General features: G+C 44.2%; 23 protein-coding genes, 2 pseudogenes and 1 riboswitch. Of the genes and pseudogenes, 5 read left to right on the top strand and 20 right to left on the bottom strand.

What is annotated here, in order from left to right; genetic code table 11:
- Nucleotides 1-108 precede the first annotated feature (108 nt).
- The 14 genes from WJQ40_RS13465 to WJQ40_RS13400 form a co-directional block, all read right to left on the bottom strand.
- Entirely contained in the window at nucleotides 109-417 is a 309-nt protein-coding gene (locus WJQ40_RS13465; protein WP_118798566.1) for a septum formation initiator family protein, read from the bottom strand.
- Between the two features lie 14 nt (nucleotides 418-431).
- Entirely contained in the window at nucleotides 432-926 is a 495-nt protein-coding gene (yabQ, locus tag WJQ40_RS13460) for a spore cortex biosynthesis protein YabQ (protein ID WP_337540830.1), read from the bottom strand.
- Nucleotides 926-1216: a sporulation protein YabP gene (gene yabP, locus WJQ40_RS13455; RefSeq protein ID WP_118798564.1), complete on the bottom strand. Its 291-nt coding sequence runs from the start codon at nucleotides 1214-1216 to the stop codon at nucleotides 926-928. The genes yabQ and yabP overlap by 1 nt, the downstream gene beginning before the upstream one ends.
- A 65-nt stretch (nucleotides 1217-1281) precedes the next feature.
- Complete coding sequence (locus WJQ40_RS13450) at nucleotides 1282-1521, bottom strand: RNA-binding S4 domain-containing protein (protein WP_262574418.1); 240 nt, start codon at nucleotides 1519-1521, stop codon at nucleotides 1282-1284.
- Nucleotides 1522-1598: 77 nt separating this feature from the next.
- On the bottom strand, nucleotides 1599-1874 hold the full coding sequence (locus tag WJQ40_RS13445) for an HU family DNA-binding protein (protein ID WP_118798562.1): 276 nt from the start codon (nucleotides 1872-1874) through the stop codon (nucleotides 1599-1601).
- A 151-nt stretch (nucleotides 1875-2025) separates the two neighbouring features.
- Nucleotides 2026-3444: a PEGA domain-containing protein gene (locus WJQ40_RS13440; protein ID WP_262574416.1), complete on the bottom strand. Its 1419-nt coding sequence runs from the start codon at nucleotides 3442-3444 to the stop codon at nucleotides 2026-2028.
- Nucleotides 3445-3480: 36 nt separating this feature from the next.
- Entirely contained in the window at nucleotides 3481-4467 is a 987-nt protein-coding gene (locus tag WJQ40_RS13435) for a CotS family spore coat protein (protein ID WP_337540829.1), read from the bottom strand.
- A 57-nt stretch (nucleotides 4468-4524) separates the two neighbouring features.
- Nucleotides 4525-5874: a CCA tRNA nucleotidyltransferase gene (locus WJQ40_RS13430; RefSeq protein ID WP_337540827.1), complete on the bottom strand. Its 1350-nt coding sequence runs from the start codon at nucleotides 5872-5874 to the stop codon at nucleotides 4525-4527.
- Nucleotides 5875-5889: 15 nt separating this feature from the next.
- Nucleotides 5890-7320 carry a proline--tRNA ligase gene (gene proS, locus WJQ40_RS13425; RefSeq protein WP_337540826.1) on the bottom strand — a complete coding sequence of 477 codons (1431 nt, stop codon included), beginning with the start codon at nucleotides 7318-7320 and terminating at the stop codon, nucleotides 5890-5892.
- Nucleotides 7321-7652: 332 nt separating this feature from the next.
- Nucleotides 7653-9254 (bottom strand): O-antigen ligase family protein, encoded by a 1602-nt coding sequence (locus WJQ40_RS13420; protein WP_337540824.1) that lies wholly within the window; start codon nucleotides 9252-9254, stop codon nucleotides 7653-7655.
- Entirely contained in the window at nucleotides 9226-10215 is a 990-nt protein-coding gene (locus tag WJQ40_RS13415) for an AI-2E family transporter (protein ID WP_337540822.1), read from the bottom strand. Before WJQ40_RS13415 ends, WJQ40_RS13420 begins: the two co-directional genes overlap by 29 nt.
- A gap of 69 nt (nucleotides 10216-10284) precedes the next feature.
- On the bottom strand, nucleotides 10285-11007 hold the full coding sequence (locus WJQ40_RS13410; protein ID WP_337403278.1) for an RluA family pseudouridine synthase: 723 nt from the start codon (nucleotides 11005-11007) through the stop codon (nucleotides 10285-10287).
- 32 nt (nucleotides 11008-11039) lie between these two features.
- Nucleotides 11040-11729, bottom strand: coding sequence for a response regulator transcription factor (locus WJQ40_RS13405; protein ID WP_262574406.1), 690 nt, complete (start codon nucleotides 11727-11729; stop codon nucleotides 11040-11042).
- A 42-nt stretch (nucleotides 11730-11771) separates the two neighbouring features.
- Nucleotides 11772-13253 (bottom strand): HAMP domain-containing sensor histidine kinase, encoded by a 1482-nt coding sequence (locus tag WJQ40_RS13400; RefSeq protein WP_118798607.1) that lies wholly within the window; start codon nucleotides 13251-13253, stop codon nucleotides 11772-11774.
- Between the two features lie 166 nt (nucleotides 13254-13419).
- Between WJQ40_RS13400 and WJQ40_RS13395 the strand changes: the two genes are divergently transcribed.
- Together WJQ40_RS13395 and WJQ40_RS13390 are read left to right on the top strand one after the other, a co-directional pair.
- Entirely contained in the window at nucleotides 13420-13815 is a 396-nt protein-coding gene (locus WJQ40_RS13395) for a transcriptional repressor (protein ID WP_262574402.1), read from the top strand.
- Between the two features lie 38 nt (nucleotides 13816-13853).
- Entirely contained in the window at nucleotides 13854-14399 is a 546-nt protein-coding gene (locus tag WJQ40_RS13390) for an NADH peroxidase (RefSeq protein ID WP_118798553.1), read from the top strand.
- Nucleotides 14400-14666: 267 nt separating this feature from the next.
- On the opposite strand, the gene WJQ40_RS13385 is transcribed toward WJQ40_RS13390, so the two are convergent.
- Nucleotides 14667-14750, bottom strand: a complete 84-nt coding sequence (locus WJQ40_RS13385; protein ID WP_262574494.1) for a putative holin-like toxin — start codon at nucleotides 14748-14750, stop codon at nucleotides 14667-14669.
- A 137-nt stretch (nucleotides 14751-14887) separates the two neighbouring features.
- On the opposite strand from WJQ40_RS13385, the gene WJQ40_RS13380 reads away from it, so the two are divergent.
- Nucleotides 14888-16282 carry a triacylglycerol lipase gene (locus tag WJQ40_RS13380; protein WP_337540821.1) on the top strand — a complete coding sequence of 465 codons (1395 nt, stop codon included), beginning with the start codon at nucleotides 14888-14890 and terminating at the stop codon, nucleotides 16280-16282.
- A gap of 71 nt (nucleotides 16283-16353) precedes the next feature.
- On the opposite strand, the gene WJQ40_RS13375 is transcribed toward WJQ40_RS13380, so the two are convergent.
- The 3 genes and pseudogenes from WJQ40_RS13375 to WJQ40_RS13365 form a co-directional block, all read right to left on the bottom strand.
- Nucleotides 16354-17205 carry a hypothetical protein gene (locus WJQ40_RS13375; protein WP_337540820.1) on the bottom strand — a complete coding sequence of 284 codons (852 nt, stop codon included), beginning with the start codon at nucleotides 17203-17205 and terminating at the stop codon, nucleotides 16354-16356.
- A 515-nt stretch (nucleotides 17206-17720) separates the two neighbouring features.
- A pseudogene (locus tag WJQ40_RS13370) lies at nucleotides 17721-18953 on the bottom strand (sirohydrochlorin cobaltochelatase); the annotation flags it as partial.
- Nucleotides 18954-19012: 59 nt separating this feature from the next.
- Entirely contained in the window at nucleotides 19013-19159 is a 147-nt protein-coding gene (locus tag WJQ40_RS13365) for a hypothetical protein (RefSeq protein WP_262574398.1), read from the bottom strand.
- Nucleotides 19123-19311: riboswitch (cobalamin riboswitch) on the bottom strand. It overlaps the preceding gene by 37 nt.
- A gap of 168 nt (nucleotides 19312-19479) precedes the next feature.
- Between WJQ40_RS13365 and WJQ40_RS13360 the strand changes: the two genes are divergently transcribed.
- Nucleotides 19480-20274 (top strand): YoaK family protein, encoded by a 795-nt coding sequence (locus WJQ40_RS13360; RefSeq protein WP_337540817.1) that lies wholly within the window; start codon nucleotides 19480-19482, stop codon nucleotides 20272-20274.
- Between the two features lie 151 nt (nucleotides 20275-20425).
- Here WJQ40_RS13360 and WJQ40_RS13355 read toward each other — a convergent pair whose 3' ends face one another.
- A complete protein-coding gene (locus WJQ40_RS13355; protein ID WP_337540815.1) occupies nucleotides 20426-20587 on the bottom strand; it encodes an Arc family DNA-binding protein in 162 nt (53 codons plus the stop codon).
- A 160-nt stretch (nucleotides 20588-20747) separates the two neighbouring features.
- Between WJQ40_RS13355 and WJQ40_RS13350 the strand changes: the two genes are divergently transcribed.
- Nucleotides 20748-21377 carry a recombinase family protein gene (locus WJQ40_RS13350; RefSeq protein WP_337540813.1) on the top strand — a complete coding sequence of 210 codons (630 nt, stop codon included), beginning with the start codon at nucleotides 20748-20750 and terminating at the stop codon, nucleotides 21375-21377.
- 275 nt (nucleotides 21378-21652) lie between these two features.
- Here the strand turns inward: WJQ40_RS13350 and WJQ40_RS13345 are convergent.
- Nucleotides 21653-22366, bottom strand: a pseudogene (locus WJQ40_RS13345) (IS1380 family transposase); the annotation flags it as partial.

Here is a 22366-nt window from a genome sequence, read left to right as displayed (position 1 = left end):
AGTTATCTATCTTAACAGAAAGCCTGTGCATTGTTTGTCGAAGCAGTTCCTGCCCCTTCATAACTCATCGCAAAAAAATACTGCCCATTTTTCATCTGGACAGTATCTTTAATGACTTTCATCCCGGAATATGATCTCACCTTCATTGACAAGACCCAGCTTCTCCTTGGCTACCTCTTCTGTATATCCAAGGGTTTCCGAATATTTTTCCATTTCTTCTATTTCCTGCGTACGCTCCTCTTCAGCTGCGATCTGTGCCTCCAGTTCAGCTTCCCTCTGCCTGTTATCAGCCAGCTTCGCTTTCATCTCAATTCCTCTGACAGCTACTACAACGGTAAGCATGACCACAACGATGAATACAAGAAACATACCGAACTTATTCTGCCGTCTTTTCCGGTAAGCTGCTCTTCTTGCCATCCCGCATCCTCTTTTCATTTCTTACTAAGTACTATTTTAAGCATTTTCAAAAATAACGTCAACTTCTTTTTCAGGCACCGGAAGAGCCATGACAGCCTGCCAGCCAGTACCTTACCCCCTTTTTCCCCTTGCCTTACAAGCTTCTTTACCGGCTTTGCCAGAAATCTCACGATCTTCATCAGTATTCCGCCAAAAAATGTGATCACCTGACATATTGTCCTGATTATGAATCTGCTGACCGTTTTCTTGTACACCAGCATTCCACCAAAGGCTCCGGCTACTGCAAACCATCTGAGCATTCCATTATTTTCCCTGCAGAGAACCCTGAATACCTCCAGTGCACACACAATCCAGAAAACAAGGTCTTCCAGTGACACCATGATGCCGGAATGACGGATCAGTCTCCGTATGATCAGAAAACCATCATAAGCAGAAGTGATCACAACTCCAAGCAGAAAGGAATGGAACAAAAAGACCATCTCTCTGGTAATATCCTGACTGAGCCACATTATTTAAATAACCGGGTCAGAAGAGATTCACTTTTTGCCGTCATGGATGCCTGTTCGGAATAAGTGAAGCTGTCTATCTTTCCTTCCACATCTACCTCACCCTTATCCAGAGTCAGTCTGTTCACATGAAGTCCGCTTCCCTTCATCATCAGCATACCCTGTTCTGTTTCCAGGATCACTTCTCTTTCGTCAAAGGAAAGCACATCATTCACCCCGGTAAGATTACATGTCCTTCTTCCAAGAAGTGTCACCTTATGAGGTCTCTTGTTAATACTGTTTAAATCCTCCATCCCGTTCTCCTTTTCTCTTTCTATAAAAGATTATATTGGAGAACACTTCCGGATATTCCGGCGTTTTATAAATACCGAAACATCTCTTTGGCTTCTTCTTTTCTGACAGTTTCCTGTACACTGAGTACTTCCACACTCACATCCTTGTTACCGAAGGAAATTGTGATCTTATCCCCTGCCTTGACATCTGCTGATGCTTTTGCCGGTCTGTCATTGATCATGACGCGGCCTGCATCGCATGCCTCATTGGCTACAGTTCTGCGTTTGATCAGTCTGGATACCTTTAAATATTTGTCTAATCTCATACCTGCTTATTCCTTTCCGCTATGATCCCTTTCAACGAAAAAAGGACCTGCCACAGCAGGTCCCTCACGTATCTCACTTATGCGTTGATTAAATCCTTTAATGCCTTACCAGCCTTGAACTTAGGAGCCTTAGAAGCTGCAATCTTCATTGCTGCGCCAGTCTGGGGATTTCTTCCTTCTCTTGCTGCTCTCTCAGATACTTCAAATGTACCAAAGCCAACAAGCTGAACCTTCTCACCCTTCTTTAATTCTTCTGTTACAACATCTGTGAAAGCCTTTAATGCCTTCTCAGCATCCTTCTTAGATAATCCAGCTTCATCAGCGATTGCTGCTACTAATTCTGTTTTGTTCATTTCGAACTCCTCCTCTTATTATGAGTGTTTATTTATTTTCTTGTTTCTTCCACTTGAATGAAACGTCTATATCTATATATATCTTTTTTACTACTGTTTGTCAAGAAATTTTTGGCTTTTCAGCCCCGTATTTCCTCACTTTTCTGCGGTTTCAGGCAGTGCCCTGTCTGGCAGTCGTTTCATTGCCGCTGACGGTATTTGTATTGCCGCTGACAGTGCTGCCTGTCTGGTTTTTGACACTGTTTCCACTCACGGTATTTGATGCATCTGTATTCTCATTTATATTCTTTTCCAGATCAGGGAAGGAATATACAAGATCCCTGTCATCATCCGTCACCTCGATCTGATAGCTCTTCGTCTGGTAACCACTCTTCCTCAGGGAAATCGTATGCGTTCCAACGGTTTTATCATAGGTAACAGGTGAAATACCCATATACAGGTTGTCCTGATATACTTCCACATCTTCAGGTGCCTTGATCGTAACTGTATGAGCTGGCGTTTCCTCTTCCTTTGTAGAATTGCCGGAAACTGTATCTTCCTCTGCCGCCCTGCCAAGCGTCAGCTTTACTCTGGTATTTTCCCCTGTCACTTCGAAGTATTCCGAAACGGTATCATATCCATCAGCACTTGCTGTGATCTGATGGATGCCAAAGGGAAGGCGTACCGCATAGGCTGCATTGACGGTCACATCATCAATCCTGACTGTAGCTGTAGAAGGAGATATCACAAGGCTGACCTGCCCGTTTACCGGCACCTTCAGTTCAATATCCCCAAGATCAAGGACATTTTCTTCATTCCTCTTTATAGTTACCTCTCTTGTTTCATCCACATCTCCTGCTGTCAGTCTTACCTGATAGCTTCCTTCCGGCACAGTGAGGAGCATCTCCTGCGTGATCTGGCTGATCACGGCCTGTCCTACCTCGATCCATCCGCCAAGCAGTGCATCTGCATCCTTAAGGCTCAGATATCCATGCCCCTTTTCTATCACGATACTGCTGACATCATGTCCTATACCCCTGACCGTCACAGTATCCAGATTCAGGATCTCATTTATCCCGATCTCCCGTCCCTCAGAAAAGACTCTGGTCTGATTACTGATATGCAGTGTCTCGCTTCCTGTCTCCAGTGTTCCCTTACCTTCATCTATGCGGCACCTTGAAAGTCCCTCATAGCAGAAGGCATCTCCGGATATGGCAATATCTCCCGCTCTGCCCGATTCGCTGTCATAAGTCACATCCAGGATCTCTCCTGCAGAAAGCTGCTCCATGGTCAGGGGACTTTCATATTGATCCTGTACTACTGTAGCACCGGTATAGTTAAGGACTATATCATCACCTTCCGCTGTCCTGTGGATGACAAAGCTCCTATCTTCTGTATTTATGGAAATAAGGACACCTCTGCTGGCTGATGTATATGCCGGTGCTGCCGGTTCTTCTTCCTTTCCGTTTTCATAGGCACTTTCAAATGTGGACTCCTGGGCAAGACCAATGGTTCCACAGCCCGTCAATACCAGGCTCAGCAAAACTGCCAGATATTTTAAGACCGGTTTGTTCTCTCTGTTTTCTTTCATTCTGTAATCCCTGTTTCAATCAAATCTTCTGTTTTGTTACGATGTAAGTATACCATACTTTTCCCGGAATTTTTTCAGAAATTCTTTTTTTTCCTGTTCCTGTCTGTTTACCTTTAAAAGCTTCTCCTGATACTTCTCCGGGATCCATGCTTTACCTGAATTATAATAAAAATTGGCAATTTTCCAGAATTTTTCAGGATATGCCAGCCGGTAATAGAGCATCCTGTAATCTTCCTTTTCCAGATGTCTCTCTTTTTCATAGGAAAGAAGCAGCTCTGAGCCGGTACTAAAAGACCAGTCGCTCTTTTCCAGAAGCTTTCTCATAAACAGATAAATATCTCTCACCGGACTGCCCGGAACGCACTTTTCAAAATTGACCAGATGAAACCTGCTTCCGGACAGAATCAGATTATGATGCTGATAATCCCCATGGCAGACAACCTGTACAGATTTCTCCTGTCCCTTACAGCTCTTCCATTCTTCTGTGACTGCCAGTGCCTTTTCAAAAAAACCGGCATAGCTCTGCATCAGTGCAATCTCAAAATCGCTCTTCTGTCCTCTTGTTTTCAGGAACCGCCATATCTTTTTCAGCTCCCTGTTATGTTTTTCAAACTCTGCTTCCACATCAGACAGGGATCTATACTCTGTCAGTTCCTGACAGAGTGCACTGACCTTATGATAAGATGCCAGTGTCTGCATGGCAAGGGCACAGTCCTCCCGGTCCCTTACATTACATTCCCGGCCTTCAAACCAGGTTTTCAGGATATAAAAGGTTCCATCCACATCCTCTGTCAGAAGTTCCCCTTCCTTATTCCTGATAATGCTTTCTTTATAAGAAAAACCCTTATCTGCAAGAGCATGCAGCAGAGCATCCTGATATACACATTTCTCTCTGTAACCTGCATATTCTTTCAAAATCAGGGTTCCTATATCTGTTTCACACAGAATGGCACCACGCCCCTTACAGGTACGAAGCAACTCCAATTCATACTTTTCCAGCAAACTGACACATCTGTCATTCACAATGATTACCCCCTGACGTAAGTCATATCCTATCTTATGAGGGTAATCTGTAAAGTATTACCGGTTTCGTCTCTGTCTGGCTTCTTTCAGAAGCGTCCTTTTATCATTCAGCTCCGGTTCCTCTATCACAAGCTGGAGCAGTTCCTGAAGGATAGTGCCAAGCTCTTTGCCAGGTACATATCCGGCCTCATCCATCAGATCCTTTCCGTTTACTGCCAGCGTTTTCAGTGAGACACACTGCTTTTTTTCCAGAATTTCCTGATAGATCCGTCCTACCTCCTGCAGATTTTTTTCTTTTTCTTCTATTAAAAAGGTGCTCTGCGCCTCCATATCTGCTTTTTTTACCTGGAGGAGCAGCGGAAAGGCATCCTCCCCCACGCGCCACATGGCACGGCGTACTCCTCTTTCATCTGCCGGAATATACTGATCGTGGCATCTGACAAGTTTTTTCACCATATAAACAGTATCATTATCAAACTTAAGTCTCCGGAGCACCTTCCCCGTAATCTCCTCAGAAACCTGCGGATGACCATGGAAGTGGTCAATGCCCCGTTCATCCGTCTCCCTGCAGACCGGCTTCCCCATATCGTGAAACAGCATGGCAAGACGAAGCACCTTATCTGCCGGAATGACTTCCATGGCATGGATCGTGTGCATCCCTACGTTGTAAAGATGATGGGGATTATGCTGCTCTGTTTCCATGCAAAGATCAAACTCTGGCAGGATCACTGATGTGATCCCGGTTTCATAAGCTGTCAGAAGCTCTTCTGGATGCTTGGAGGTAACAAGCTTCACAAGCTCCACCTGAATCCTCTCTGCACTGATCTTCTTAAGAGCCAGAGCAAGCTCCTCGATCGCAGCTTTCGTCTTTTCTTCGATCTGGTAGCCAAGCTGCGCAGAAAACCGTACTGCCCGCATGATCCGCAGAGCATCCTCTGAAAAGCGCTCTCTGGGTTCTCCGACACAACGTATCACACCGTCTGCAATATCCTGCATTCCGCCGAAAATATCCACGAGCCCGTTCTGCTCATTATAGGCCATGGCATTGATTGTAAAATCTCTGCGCCGCAGATCTTCCTTCAGGCTTGCTGTAAAAGTCACTTCACTGGGATGTCTTCCATCCTTATAGTCTCCGTCGATCCGGTAGGTGGTGACTTCAAACCCTTCCTTATCCATCATAACGGTCACTGTTCCATGCTGGATCCCGGTATCTACCGTCCGCCGGAACAGCTCCTTGATCTCATAAGGAGACGCAGATGTAGTGATATCCCAGTCATTTGGTTTTCTTCCAAGTATCGAATCACGAATACAGCCGCCTACAGCATAAGCTTCGTAGCCGGCTTCCATAATCGTATCCAGTATCTCTTTCACCCTTTCAGGCAATTCGATCATGGTTGTATTCTGCATGATTCCTTCCTTCTTTTAGTAAGCCCTGCCCCAGTAAACCATCTTTTTGGCAGGCTTTCCACAATAAGCACATTTATCGGAGAGGCATTCCTGATGGAACGGCATACATCTGCTGGAAACGCTCATCTTTTCCTTGATCTCTTCCTCGCAGGCTCTCTCTCCACACCACATAGCCTTTACAAATCCTGATTTTTCAGCAAATAGCTTTTCAAATTCTTCTCTGTTTGTAGCTACATAGGTATGGCTTTCCAGATGCTTTCTTGCCTTTGCAAGCATATCTGCCTGTACCTGATCAAGAAGCTCACCTACTTTGCTCTCCAGCTCATCCAGTGTCACTTCGATCTTCTCGCCATTATCACGACGGCAGATCACGCACTTACCGGCCTCGATATCCTTCGGTCCGATCTCCACACGGAGCGGAATACCACGCATCTCCTGCTCGGAGAACTTCCATCCGGGACTCTTGTCAGAGTCATCTACCTTTACCTTGAAGCCCTTTAATCTGTCTCTCAGTTCATAAGCCTTGTCAAGAACGCCTTCCTTTTTCTGCTGGATCGGAATGATCATAACCTGTGTCGGTGCGATCCTCGGAGGCAGCACCAGACCGGAATCATCTCCGTGTACCATGATGATCGCTCCGATAATTCTGGTAGACATTCCCCATGATGTCTGGTAAACATATTTCAGCTTGTTATCTTTATCTGTAAACTGGATGCCAAAAGCCTTTGCGAAGCCGTCCCCAAAATTGTGACTGGTTCCTGACTGCAGCGCCTTACCATCATGCATCAGTGCCTCAATGGTATAGGTAGCCTCTGCACCTGCAAATTTCTCCTTCTCTGTCTTACGGCCCTTAACAACCGGGATTGCCAGAACCTCCTCACAGAAATCAGCATATACATTCAGCATCTGCTCGGTTCTTGCTTCTGCTTCTTCTGCTGTCGCATGAGCAGTATGGCCTTCCTGCCAGAGAAATTCTCTGGAACGCAGGAAAGGTCTTGTCTCCTTTTCCCAGCGCACCACACTGCACCACTGGTTATAAACCTTGGGAAGATCTCTGTAGGAATGGATGTCTCCCTTATAAAAATCGCAGAATAGTGTTTCGGAAGTAGGTCTGACACACATTCTCTCCTGCAAAGGAGCCAGCCCGCCATGGGTAACCCAGGCAACCTCTGGAGCAAACCCTTCCACATGATCCTTTTCCTTATTTAACAGGCTCTCCGGAATAAACATGGGCATATAAACATTCTCTACTCCGGTTGCCTTGAATCTTTCATCAAGCTGTCTCTGGATATTTTCCCAGATTGCATAACCTGCAGGCTTGATCACCATGCATCCCTTTACATTGGAATAATCGATCAGCTCCGCTTTCTTGACTACATCCGTATACCACTGGGCGAAATCCTCACTCATGGATGTAATCGCTTCGACTAACTTCTTCTCAGCCATTTTTTTCTCCTTTTCTCTGTGTTTTCTGCTCTGGCAGGCTGCCTGTAGCGCCTTTCCGCTTACTTTGTCAAAAAAGGGTGGTACACCTTCTTCCACCCCGATCAGGGACCGGAATCCGGCGGTACCACCCTACTTAATGCTGTAACATTCTCTTTTCATACCGTTATCGCCGGTGCTACGCTGTATTTTCATACAGAGCTCCAAGGCAGGTTCGGGATTCTTGCTCATAAAGATCTTTCAGCACCCGCTTCTTCCACCGGGGATCTTCTCTCTGAAAGGCGCCTATCCTTACTAGTCCTCTTCATCGCCGCTTTTATTCAGTTGCTTTGATTTTAGGAAAATTTTTTATTTTTGTCAAGCCTGCGCTCCATGGCACGTTCCATCCCCATAAGCAGGAAAACATACGGAAAGCTGAGTACCTGTGAAAAACTGATCAGATTGTGGACCAGGTATCCGGTCACACAGGCTGCCGGAATATAAAAAGCAGAATCTTCCTTTGCCCTGTTCATACACCTTCTGATAAAAACTGCCATCATTGTATAATAAAGTATCACTCCTATGATCCCTGTATTTACCAGTGTAGTGATCAGTTCATTATGTGCATTGGTCAGTCTTGACGTTCCGAAATTTTCATAAAGATAAACGGTAAGCTCCGGGATTGAATACGCACAGGCACTGAAACAGTCAGGCCCTGCTCCAAAAAGCTTCTGTGACAATGGCAGTTCCTGAAAAATCCGGATCCCGGTGATCATAGAAGCGCCTCGTCCATTTCCCCAGTTCTCATCAAAGGTAAGGAGGCTTCCAAGTCCTGCCTGATCGATCCCCTGCAGTCTCCCTGACATATACATAATGACAGTCACCGGAAAGAAAAGTATCATAAAGCAGATGCTGCCAGGCAGAATCACCTTTAAGAGGTTTATGCCCGTCCGGCTTTCCTTCCCGCTTCGTATATGGCAGAAAAAACCAATAGCCACGGCAATCAGGCAGATCCACATCCCATTTTCCGGATCCAGCAGCTTACTGCTCAGTTCATCCAGCTCATAATTGAACCGCCCCGGCAGACATTCACGAAGTTCACCGCTTATGATCATGCCTGCCCCTATTGTAAAGAGAAAAATGGGGATCTGCATCATATGTACTTTATTTTCCAATGTCACCATGGTAAAAAACAGGAATTCGGCTGCGATCACCAGAAAGATACTATTGCTTCCCTGACTGAATGCTGCCGTGAAAACAAGACACAGCAGTAAGATTGCCAAAAATTCTCCTATCAGCCCTTTCCTGACGTCAAAACAGGAATCCTCTGTCCTTGCACTCCAAAGAAAATACATGGCAAAGCCGATCGGGGCGATAACAGAAAAATAACCACAAAACCAGTTAATGTTACCGAGTGTGGAAATAAATTCTCCTCCTGCCATCTCCTGAAACGGCAGATATACAGAAAACCGGTTTAAAATCCCAAGCAAAAACACCAGACTGGAAGCTGTCACCGGTGCTGCATATATTTTAATAGTATCCTTCCAGAATCCCCCGATCAGGAAATAGATAAGGCAAAGAAGCAGGATCGTGGCAAATCCCATATACCAGCCTTCTGTTCCGAAAAAAGCTTCTCTCCGGTAGTCTGAAAATGCAAATGATACAAATGCTTCTGAAAGATACAGCAGAACCAGGAGGTCAACGCCTGAAACCTTTTCAAATGAAAAAAGATAACTCCGTTCCCCACTTTTCTTTTCCCTGATCCATATCAGCAGTGTGACACCTGCCAGAACCAGCAAAAGGATCACGGCTGCTGTTGTTACGTAAAAGAAAAAATGATACTTGGCTTCTCCCAGATCTGCATACCCATTTTTCATATAAAATGGATACAGCACAAACATGATCAGCATATATGCTGTCGCCAGCAGATTACCTGCCTTCATCACCTGTTGTTTCATCAGGAATTCCCCCGTCCTTTTCTCCAAATAGGTACTTCCAGCTTTCGCACAGTATGACAAGCCCTATTGGCCCCTTTATCATACCAAATACGCCGAATAATTTCACCCCTGCAAATACGGAAAACAAAATCCCTACCGGCCAGATTCCAACCTTATCACCGATCAGCCTGGGTTCCAGGAATTCCCTGAGCAGCGCACAAGCCGCATACAGCAGTAAAATGATCCCTGCACTTACATATTCTTCGTGCAGGATACGGATAACTGCCAGCGGAACCAGCATAATTCCTGTTCCTATGAAAGGAAGCATATCCATAAAGCCTGTCAGTACACCATAAAAAATACTGCTCTTCATACCGACTGCAGATAATACTGCCACACACAGAGTGCCGATCAGAAGCAGTATGATCAGCTGTGCCCTTACATAGGTTTTCAGATAACGGATCACCTTTCCAGCTACTGTAAAAAGTCCTTTCAATTCATTGACCTTACTTAAGCCCTCCACCATCTGCTCATAATCCTTCAGAATCAAGAAGACTGCGATCATGGTAATTACCAGAAAAGAGGCCACCCCTGCAGCGCCCTTTACCCAGGGCAATGATCTTTCAAGATTTTCTTCAAGATATACACAACAATTCTGCAAAATCCTACTGTATTCATCCTCAAACTCTGTAAAGTTCTCCCTGAAACGACAGCAGCATTCCAGTACAGAATAACCGATCCCCATTAATACCAGAAATAAGATGCCTATCAGAACCAGCAGAAGAAAGGATGCCAGAATATTTTTCTTCATACGGAAAGGCAGTTTCCCTGCCAGCCTGTGCATCAAAGCTGAAATACAGAAGGCTGCCAGAAATGGAGAAAATAAAGGACTGATAAACCTCATAAAAAGATAAACCCCTGCTGTGATCAGTACAAAAATTATATAATTTTTCTGCTTCGCTGTAAAATCCGTCTTTTTCAAAAAACACCCACACTTTCTTTTTCTCTACAGATAGTGTGGATGTTTTCCATGAAAATATGAGATGATTATTTAAATTCCACTTCCAAAAAAGGGAAGAAAAATCTCTTCCTCCGGCATTCGCTCAAATTTCATATTTTTTCCTGTTGCAGGGTGGATAAACTGCAGACGGAATGCACAGAGTGCAACATTCTTCACCCCGATCTGCCGGCTGAACTCCTTATCTTCTTCGCTTCCATATTTGCTGTCACCAAGAAGCGGCATCCCGGCATGAGCCATCTGTACCCGTATCTGATGATGCCTGCCGGTAAACAGTTCGATCTCCATGAGCGAAATCTCTTCCTGCATCTCCAGTGCCATCAGCGTGTTCACACAGCGATAGGAAAGTCTTGCCTTTTTTGCCTGTGGAAAATCCTCTGCCACAATACGGGACATATTCGTCTTTCCATCCTTGTACAGATAATCACAGAGAGTTCCCTTTTCCTTCTCCGGTCTACCGTAAATCACGGCATAATAATATTTATGCAGCTTTCCTTCTGCGATCTGCCGGCTTAAGGAAGCAGCTGCCTCTTTTGTCTTACCGAATACAAGAATCCCCGCCACCGGCTGATCCAGTCTGTGTACCAGGCCAAGGTATGGCTCTCCCTTTCCCCTGTACTGTGGCTGACCGGAAAGATAATTCTTTAATTCACTGACCATATCCTGCTGCCCGAGCCTTGCTGTCTGGGTGGCAATCCCCGCAGGCTTGTAAGCAACCAGGATATCCCTGTCCTCATAAACAATATATTTTTTCATATGTGTTGTGCCCTAGGATATTATTTTCATTTTTATACTTTAAAGCGGTATCCAACTCCCCAGATCGTCTCAATATACTGGGGCTTTGCTGAATCATATTCAATCTTTTCACGGATCTTCTTGATGTGGACTGTAACGGTAGCAATATCTCCGATGGAATCCATATCCCAGATTTCACGGAACAGTTCTTCTTTGGTATAAACATGATTCGGATGCTCTGCCAGGAATGTGAGCAGATCAAATTCCTTACCGGTAAATGCCTTCTCCACACCATCTACAGTAACTCTTCTTGCTGTCTTGTCGATCCGAAGTCCCCGGATCTCAATGATATCATTCTGCTTCTGTCCTGATCCGACCAGTCTCTCATACCTTGCCATGTGTGCCTTAACTCTGGCTACCAGTTCACTGGGACTGAAGGGTTTTGTCATATAATCATCTGCCCCAAGTCCAAGTCCTCTGATCTTATCAATATCATCCTTCTTGGCTGATACCATGATGATCGGTATATTTTTCACTTCTCGGATCTTCTTACAGATTTCAAACCCGTCAATACCAGGCAGCATCAGATCCAGCACGATCAGATCAAAATTTTCTTCCAGGGCTGTCTTTAACCCTTCATCTCCCGTATTCTTAATAATTACCTCAAATCCACTCAGCTCCAGATAATCTTTCTCGAGATCAGCAATTGCTTCCTCATCTTCAATAATCAAGATCCTGCTCATTAAAATATCCTCCTGCTCTTCTGTTCTATGTTAGGTATTCTTCTATTCCTTTGCTTCCTGATATTTCCGAAGCACAAAATGCATACAGGTTCCTTCTCCCTCTTTGCTTGTGGCCCAGATATAACCTCCATGATCCTCTATGATCTTCTTCACAATAGAAAGACCGATGCCACTTCCTCCCTGTGCACTGTTCCTCGAAACATCAGAACGGAAAAATCTTTCAAAAATATTAGGGAGATCCTTGGATGGAATTCCTTTTCCGTTATCCTCGATCTCTACCCGGATAGAATCTACTTCATCCAGGATACGGATATCGATCTCACCCTTCCTGGAACCCATATATTTTATACTGTTTCCGATAATATTATTGATCACACGCTTCATCTGCTCCGGATCTGCTATGATCAGCGTATCAGGCGCTACCAGATTGGAATAATTCAGCTCAATATTCTTGGATTCCAGATCCAGACCCACTTCCTCCACACAGTCACCAAAATACTCTGCCACATTGATCCGGTGGAAATGATAGGGGATCCGGTTCGAATCAATACCGGAATAAACTGTCAGTTCATTGATCAGCCGGTCCATGTCACAGGCTTTATTATAAATAGTTTTAATATACTTATTCACCTTTTCCGGCGTATCAGCCACTCCATCCATGATTCCTTCCACGTAACCCTTGATCGCAGTGATCGGTGTTTTCAGGTCATGGGAAATATTGCTGACAAGCTCCTTATTCTGTTTCTCCGTCAGGATCTTCTCATCGGCAGACTCCTTCAGCCGCAGCCTCATATCCTCATAATTCCGGTACAGATCCCCGATCTCGCCATCATCCTTATGTGGCAGTATATATTCCAGATTGCCCTCGGCAATATTCTGCATGGCCACATTCAGTTCATTGATCGGTTCAAATACACTTCTGCTGATCCACCTGGTCAGGAACAGACTTGTAAGCACCAGAATCAACGTGATTGCCACTGCCATGTCTATAAAAAGCTTCCTTGACATGGTAGAATTAGCTTTCATAATGACAAACAGACTTCCTTCACTTCCATCAGTAAAATAAAAATCCATCTGCCGCACCAGCTTATTCATATCATCATAATAAATACTCTGTGCAGTTTCAGAATCTATATCCTCCTCATTAAATTCTGGAAGCTTGTCAAAGATCTGTGCGGATGCGAGCTGATTACCAGTATAATACAGTTCGTTCCCCTTCCGTACGATCAAATAGGAGGATTTATCTGCAATGTCATCATTAATGGCATCAAGGATATCGGTCTTTTCAAGGAGGTGCGGATCCTGCTTAAGCCCCTCACGGATCTCTACAAATATCTCATCAGACAGATGCCTCGAGGTTTCGGCAGGATCGATCCACACATTATAATTATTTACCCGCAGTCCCAGATCCTCCTGCCCTTTGGAAAGATATCCCCCAATGATCAGAAATGCTGTCAATGCAAGAATGATCGGTAATAATATAATGGTTAAAAAGGTAATCAGAAGTCTTGTTTTAAATTTCATTGCCATTCTCCCAATATTCTGTAAAAAGTATATCATAAGATACATAAAAATGATCATTAAAGATAAAGATATTCTCTAAAATATTTATAAAAATCTATTGACTTTCTTTCAAAATGTGATATATTAATACCAGTAACAGTTATTGTTTTTAGAAAGAGAGCTAAATATGACCCTGAAACACAGTAGTCAGAGAGATTCTATTCTGGAATTTCTGAAAACAAGAAAAGATCATCCGACAGCAGATGTGGTATACATGAATGTCCGCAAATCTTTTCCGAATATCAGTCTTGGAACCGTTTACCGGAACCTTACACTCTTATCTGATATCGGTCAGATTGCCAAGATCCGTGTAGGAGACGGTGTAGATCATTTTGATGCAGACACTTCTCCCCATCATCACTTCGTCTGTAAAGAATGTGGTGCTGTCATAGATCTTACACTGTCCCCCCTGTCTTCTGTAGATGAAGCAGCCTCTGCCCACTTTGATGGTCAGATCGAGGGACACACCATTTACTTTTACGGTAAATGCGGAGCCTGTTGTGAAGCACAGGCAAATGGTTAGTTATCAAACAAATATTTTATACAAGAAAAGGAGAAAGAATTATGAAATTTGTATGTCAGGTATGTGGTTATGTTTATGAAGGTGAAGCAGCTCCGGAGGTATGTCCGATCTGTAAGGCTCCCGCTTCCAAGTTTACTGTAGTGAATGAAAACGAGAAGACATGGGCTGCAGAACATGTGGTAGGTGTTGCCAAGGGTGCCCCTGAAGACATCATCAAGGATCTCCGTGCTAACTTTGAAGGTGAGTGCTCCGAAGTTGGAATGTATCTCGCCATGGCAAGAGTAGCTCACAGGGAAGGCTATCCTGAAATCGGTCTTTACTGGGAGAAGGCAGCTTTTGAGGAAGCTGAGCATGCATCTAAGTTTGCTGAGCTCCTTGGAGAAGTTGTTACCGATTCCACCAAGAAGAATCTCGAAATGAGAGTAGAGGCTGAGAACGGTGCTACCGCTGGTAAGTTCGATCTTGCCAAGCGTGCAAAAGCCCTGAACCTTGACGCTATCCATGATACCGTTCATGAGATGGCTCGTGACGAGGCAAGACATGGAAAAGCATTTGAGGGTCTTCTTAAGAGATACTTTGGCTAAGCTGTAAGCCATGCAAAATGCAAAAATAACGTCCTGCAAGTTTACTTGCAAGGACGTTTATTTTTTACATTTTATACGGCGACAACCGTCCATTCATAGATGCGAAGCATCTATGAATGAGCATGGCTTATATATTTCCTGTATTTTTCTAAAAAAAACGTTGATTTCCTGATTCAATTAGGATATTCTGATAATAGAAAAGGCATTACCGGTAACGGTTGCCCTTGTGTTGGTAAAAAATAAACCGCAACTTGGGAGAAGGGCGGTTTATTTTTTTGCTATCTTGTAAACAAGACCTATGATCGCAACAATAAGTAATCCAAACTGAATCAACGTATCATATGTAACCATAGCGCATCCCTCCTTTCTCTCGATTGGAGAGCAACCGCCAGCCGTATCGTGTAATACCTTTTCCTGTCATCTATTATTTCAATTTATCGGTATTTTGTCAACATAAAACGCAAAATCATTTTTAATAAATAGAAGCTATGAAAAAACTACCATTTATCCTTTTAAATTTTCTGATCATCCTGTACGTCAACTTCATCTCCCTTTATCTGGAGATTTTTTATCATGTCCGGGGTACCGGTGCCGTATCCGGCATGGTCCTCTTTGATTTCAGTCTTCTTTTTAACCTGCTGCTTGCAGTCTTTCTGCTGGCTAATATCTGGATCAAAACAAAGAAGACCCCAACGAAGACCATTTATCTTCTGTACAGCGGCAGCCACCAGCTTGTCCTGTTTCTGACTTCCCTGTGTACATCCCTTGTTCTTACCCTGTGTATTTTCCCCGGGCTGTACAGGGCAAACCAGTCTGCCAGAGATATCAAAACCACTGCCATATTGGGAATCATCAGTCTGATCCATATCATTCTGGCAGAAACAATCCTCTTCTGGAATGGCATGATCCGCATTTTTGTTTCCTCGACCCAGCTTGGCATCAAACGGCGGATTCTGTCTGTGATCTGTGCCTGGATCCCTGGTCTGAACATTTACTACCTGACGAAAATGATACACATTACTTCACTGGAGGCTGAGCAGGAGACAGAAAAATGGGAACTGAACCAGGCCAGAAAAGAAAGCAGAGTCTGTGAAACCAAATATCCCATTCTTATGGTACACGGTGTTTTCTTCCGGGATTTCCGGTATCTGAACTACTGGGGCAGGATCGCTCCGGAACTGATCCGGAACGGTGCCTGTGTTTATTTCGGCAACCAGCAGTCTGCTGCTTCTGTGGAGGAATGTGGCCGTGAGCTTGCAGAACGGATCCAGCAGGTCTGCAAGGAAACTGGCTGTGAAAAGATAAATATTATCGCCCATTCCAAGGGCGGTCTTGACAGCCGCAGTGCCATCACACACTTTGGGGCAGCCCCTTATGTCGCTTCACTGACGACGATCAATACACCACACAGAGGCTGTCTGTTTGCAGACTATCTTCTTTCCCGTATTCCGGAAAAGACAAGAAATACGGTAGCCAGAACTTACAACAGCACACTGAAAAAGCTCGGCGACCATGATCCCGATTTTCTGTGTGCCGTAACAGACCTGACTGCCTCTGCCTGTGAAGCCTTTAACCGGAAAACACCAGATATGCCGGATGTTCTTTATGAAAGTGTCATGTCTTATTGCAAAAAGGCAAAAAGCGGAAAGTTCCCCTTAAATATGAGCTATCCGCTGGTAAAACATTTTGATGGAATTAACGACGGTCTGGTTTCTGTAGATTCTGCCAGATGGGGCAGTCATTTCACTCTGATCGAGCCTGCCGGCAGACGGGGTGTTTCCCACGGAGACATGATCGATCTTTACCGGGAAAATATTTCCGGCTTTGATGTAAGGGAATTTTACTGTCAGATCGCCGAAAATCTGAAACGCAGGAGTCTGTAACCCCTGCGCTTCTTGTTCTCTTATTTCTTTCTGAAATTCTTTTTCTCCGGTATTTTTTGTGAAATTTATACTTAAATTGTTCCTGTAATGACCAGTGTAGATACACCCGGACTGATACTCCATACTCCCGTTTCTGCATCCTGTACAAAAGATGCCGCAGGTACAGTAACCTGACCGGCTACAGTTGCAAAGGCTCCTGTTGCTTCGTTATAGGTATAGCCTGCCGGACTGCTGAAGGCTGTTCCGTTAAAGGAAACAGCAAGATTACTGAGAATCGGATCAAACTGATCCGTTACAATCACACCGGTTGCCTCTTCTGCCGCAACATTACCTATATTCTGGATCAGGAAGGTATAGGTCAGCGTTCCGTTCTCTGTCACCGGAACCGGGCTCACTGATTTGGTGATCATCAATACAGGAGCACTTTCTGCCTGAATCGTTTCCTCCGCCTGAACAGCAGTAATACCATTTCCTGAAACCGTAACGGTATTCACAACGGAAGACTCTACAGAAAGCGGCGCATAGCGATTGACAGCTGCTTCATAGATCAGAGTGATATTTCCATTGGCCGGAATGGTAAGACCTGCTACCACAAGCGGAGGTCCTGCCGTAACAGCAGGTGTTGCCTGTACCACGCCATTCACATAGTACTTGGCTGTCCCGGCGATATAGGTAAGAGGCACCAGTGTATTCCCTCCAAAGGTATATGCTCCCAGATTGTCTGTTACAGTAATCCCCGTAAAGGGCACCGTGCCGGCATTTACTATACTGACAATATATGTCATACTGTCATTTTGTCCATAGGTATTCCTTACTGCAGTTTTGGTCACTGACAGTACCTCCAGAATTTCTCCTACTGCAATATTGGAATTGCTGACTGCATCTCCATAACGGATCTGCGCCTGATTCGTAAAACGTGCCATATAATATACTATCCTTTCTTTCGATCTGGTATAGTATATTATATGGCACGTTTTGTATTTGTTTCGGCAAATACCGTCGGTTTTCACCTATATCTTCCTTAATCCTCCAGCGGCTGCGGATCAGATACGCTTACCCTGTGATCGTACCATACACCCTTTTTCCCGATCAGCGCCAGATCAAATTCCTTATCCAGACTTGTTACCGGTACATCAAATCCGTAAACCTCTTCTGTGGTTCCATCACTGTAGGTAACAGTATCTGTCGTAGGCTCAAGAAGCTTTGCTCCGCTCTTCTTTGCATCCTCTGCCTTGCCTACAAAAAGATTTACGATATTCTTGGATGGCATGCTGACGTGAAGTGTCATTTCTCCATTCTCTACAGTAAGAAGGCCTCTTCCGTCATATGCTTCATTTGCATGGAACATACTGCTGTCTGTATTGAACTCAGCCATATAGTCGCCATCGGATACAGAGGCAGCAGAGGCCTTAGCCTCTGCTGTAACTACATCACCAAGTGAATCAATTGCTGCTTTGGTATGCTCTACATAGATCTGCTGAATTGCTTCAATCTCACCAAGACCTGCGATCTGTGTATCGATCTTTTCGAATGCTCCGGAAGCCTCAAACATGCTCTTCCAAGAATCATCATCATCGCCTGCCATATCATTATTGGCATGGTCACCGGCAACTACCATAAGAGGTCTTAATACCACCTTGGTATATCCGGCATTCTTTACACTCTCAATGACAGCTTCGCATGCTGTCTCTTCCGGTTCACCTTCTACGGTTCCGACAAATACATTATCATAGCCAAGATCTGCCATCTGAGCAGCCATCTGGCTGTAGCTTACCTTTGCAGTATGAGAAGTACCATGTCCCATGAATACAAAGGCTGTTCCATCTTCCTTTGCTGCTTCCAGAGAATCAAAGCCTGCTGTCTTAACTGCTTCTGCCGTAATGGCCTCAGCAACCTTTGCCTTGTCTTCATTTACTACAGATGCATCACTTCCAACCTCACCAAGAAGAGGCTCTGCGATCACAAGATTTTCAAACTTGTCTTTGTAATTCTCTGCAGCTTCTGTCAGTTCATCATATTCAGCACCATGCATTAAGTGAGTGGGCTGGATCACCAGATTCTTAACACCATTGTCTACTGCACGCTCAAGTGCCTGCTCCATATTATCAATCTTCTCACCATCTCTTGCCTGTACATGGTTGATAATGATCTGTGCTGTAAATGCTCTTCTGACTGACCAGTCAGGATAAGCTGCCTGCAATGCCTTTTCTACACCACCAATATCAGCTGCTCTGCTGTCATTAAAGGAAGTACCAAAGCTTACAACAAGAAGCTCATTCTCTCCGATGCCATCTTCATTCAGTGGATCGTCCTTGGATGCATCTCCGGTATCCCTTCCGAAATAATCAGGATCTGCATTTTCACCCTCTACCAGCTCCTTCTGCGCATCTGTCAGTGCATCCCAGCCAGCCTTTGCTGCCTCACACTGTGCATCTGTTTCATCGGTTCTCTCCTGGACATAGATCGCATCGATCAGTGCGGCTACCGCATCTGCTGCTGCCTGATCATCTACTTCCTCTGCCACGTCCGCTTCTTCTGCTGCAGGCTCTTCTGTCGCTGCCGCCTCCTCTGCCTGTGCACCTTCTGCTGTTTCGCTGCTGCTTCCGCATCCGGCAAAAAGAGAAATGCACATTGCCCCTGCCAGAAGCAGGGCTAATGTCTTCTTTTTCATACTCTTTCTCCTCCTGTATGATTTTTATTTTCATAGAAAATAATGGGATAAAAAATCCGTCAGGAAATCCTGACGGAGTCATTGTACGCAAATAAATCCATCTGCAGTTGTCTTCTGACAATACAGACAGCATCTGACAGTACGACCAATACCTCGTGATCCGGAATTTCTTCCTGTACCAATAACTGGCAGGTTTCCTGGCTCAAAGATCCTCATCCGGCCATCACCTTCCCAATGCTTTTCACATCAGTGGCAATCTTTCTCGATGACCGCACTCCCTTCTCACAGTGACGAGATCGCACAGGACTTACACCTGTTTCCCTTTTAACCCTCGTGAACCGGATCCTTCTGCAGTCATGCATCAGATCCATATGATATTCACGCCGGCACCAATTACCTTTCCTATGAAACTGGTATCTATACTATCATGCTGCCTGTATTTTTGCAACATTTCATCCAAATCCTCCACAAAAACTAAAAAATGTAGTAAAATGCAATCAGGAAATTTCCATCTGGAGGTAATATCATGCCTGTACTCTCAAATCATTATACATCGCGCAGACAAATGTCCGAATCCCTTGTGACCGCTGCCTTTCTTTCTGTATCCGGCGGTCTTCAGGATGCCTATACCTATATTTCACGCGGAAAGGTATTTGCCAATGCCCAGACAGGCAATATCGTCCTGCTAAGCCAGCATATCTGTGACGGGGATTTCCGCTCTGTTATGCACTACCTGGTTCCTCTTGTGTTCTTTGCCCTTGGCGTTGCAGCTGCAGAGCTGATCCGCCAGAAATACCAGCTTGTCAGACGTATCCACTGGCGGCAGCTGGTTTTGATCATAGAGATCCTTCTTCTGTTTCTTGTGGGATTCCTGCCTGAGGCATGGAACCTCATTGCAAATGCTATGGTATCCTTTGCCTGCGCTATGCAGGTACAGGCTTTTCGTAAGGTCAACAGCTATGCCTTTGCCAGCACTATGTGTATCGGAAATATCCGCAGCGGTATGGAATCCCTGTGCGCCTATCATAAGACTCATAACAGGAAGACCCTGTTCAAATCCTTCCACTATTTCGGTGTGATCCTTCTATTCGCCCTTGGCGCAGGACTTGGCAGCCGCTTTATCCTGTTATTTGGCATGAAGACAATCTGGGTATCCTGTCTTCTACTTCTTGTAAGCTTCTCTCTGATGTTCATCAGGGAAGAGATTGACGAACACCCTGAACTGAAGCAGGAAGAGCAGGCCATTCAGAATGATCTGCATGATATCCGTAAGGAAGCTGCTGAAATAGCCCATATCCTGGAGAACGATGACCCCAAATAATCGCATTTTCTTTATCTTGGAAAGGGATTTCCTCACAGGCTCGTAATACCTTCCAGAAAATCTGCCACAGACTCCTCTACATACGGTAGTAACAATGCAGAACGGTTGATAAGGAGATTGCTTTGGACGATAAAATAGAGCATGTGATGTATTATTTTAAAGCCCCTTTTTGCTGCTCGTGTTGTGCAATAGCCTGTCGGATTAAATACAGGACTTCTCCGTTAATGGATCGACCTTCATATTCTGCAAGGCTCTTTAATTCTTCATGCGTTTCAAAATCAATTCTTAATCCTAAATGTTTTTCTTTTTCCATAGAAAATAAGACTCCTATCAGAACTTAATATAAGTACATTTTAAGTTCTGAATGTGATATAATGTCAAAAAGTGGACTTGTTTTAAGTACATATAATTTGATGGGTGTTTATGTGTCTGCAATCTATAATGAGAAACACAATTATAAGGAGGCAGACAAAATGGAACGTTATGGGTATATCAGAGTATCTGCAAAAGATCAGAATCCGGAAAGGCAATTTCTTGCAATGCAGGAACAACATATTAAGAAAAAGAATATTTATCTGGATAAAATTTCAGTAAAAAGTTTTGTGCGGCCACAGTATTTGCAACTATTGAAACGGTTAAAGAAAGGTGACATCGTCATTATCAAAAGCATGGACCGGTTGGGGAGAAACTACGAAGAAATCCTGGAACAATGGCGGAAAATCACGAAAGAAATCGGAGCGGATATTCAGGTGATAGATATGCCCCTGTTGAATACGAACACAGCGCATGAAGATCTGACAGGGGTATTCATTGCAGATCTGGTGCTCCAGATCTTAGCATATGTGGCAGAAACGGAAAGGGCATTTATCAGACAGAGACAGGCAGAGGGGATCGCAGCGGCTCAAAGGAGAGGAATCCAGTTCGGTTGTAAGAAAAAGAATGTGCCGGAGAATTTTGAAAAGTATGATCAACTGTGGTGTGAGGACAAGATATCTTTACGCAAAGCAGCGGCAGACTTACAGATGAGTTATTCTACTTTTTATCGAAGGTGTATGGATCTAAAAGAAGGAGAGAAAAATAAGGAAAATTCTTCCAAATTGTAGACTTTTTGAAACACCTTAGATATTGCAGTGGCTTTGTAGTATGCAAAGAAACTGGTGAGACAAACAAAAAGTAGACAATGAGGAAATATGAAAAGAACAGGCTTAAAGAAATATGAATATGCGGATGTGGAGCATTTTACTTCTAAAGCTGGATTGCGTTTTGGAAAATAATAAATAAAAGCTGGCACATTTTTCTCAAACTCGGAACAACAAGAAAGATACATATTGTAGATTACCCACAATTACAAAAAGGGAAAAATTATATTTTTGCCTGTAATCAGTTTTAAACGGACGGTATCAATGCGTTGTTTGCGCATGTTTGCTGATAACGCCAATCGTCTAAACCAATTAAATATGTTATAAGCAAGAGCGTGTACCTGAAGCCTGTTTGCATTTACGATTCTGGTATGACTGCTTACGGAATCAAAATCAAAACCGGATTTGCTTTCTTTGATGAAGTTTTCCATCAGCCCTCGCTTGCAGTAAAATTTGATAAGATACTCTGGTGAGGAATCCATGTTTGTGACAACAAAGGTGTACATGTAAACCATCTGGTTTTCCGGCTTTTCAACCTTGCATACCACACGTCGTTCGTAAGGCCATGACTTTGCTTTGTACATGAATTCACCATAAATTACCGCATAATCCACTTTGTTATTCCTGGTGATTTCATCAAGCTCATCCACAAGATAGGATGCTTTTCCACGTAGAATGCCATTCTCCTTCAGCCGGATCACATAGCTTGTGCCGTTTTCCTCGCACTGCTTATAAAGATCAGGCGTAGAAAAACCACTATCACCACGAAGCAGAATAGGGATTTCCGGATAGTCATGCAGATATTCATCCAGTACCGGCTGCAAAAAAATCAACTACTCCGGTGCAGGAATACTTTGTTCCATCACGCAGCTGGATCTTTATCAGATCCCCGGTCATTCCATCATAACAGACAAGTGGATGATAACCATTGCTCTGATAGTGAAAGTTAAAGG

Source organism: Suilimivivens sp. (genome assembly GCF_037359455.1).
Lineage (GTDB): Bacteria > Bacillota > Clostridia > Lachnospirales > Lachnospiraceae > Suilimivivens > Suilimivivens aceti.
Note: the sequence above shows the minus strand (reverse complement) of the source record. Positions and strands in the feature narration are given on the sequence as shown.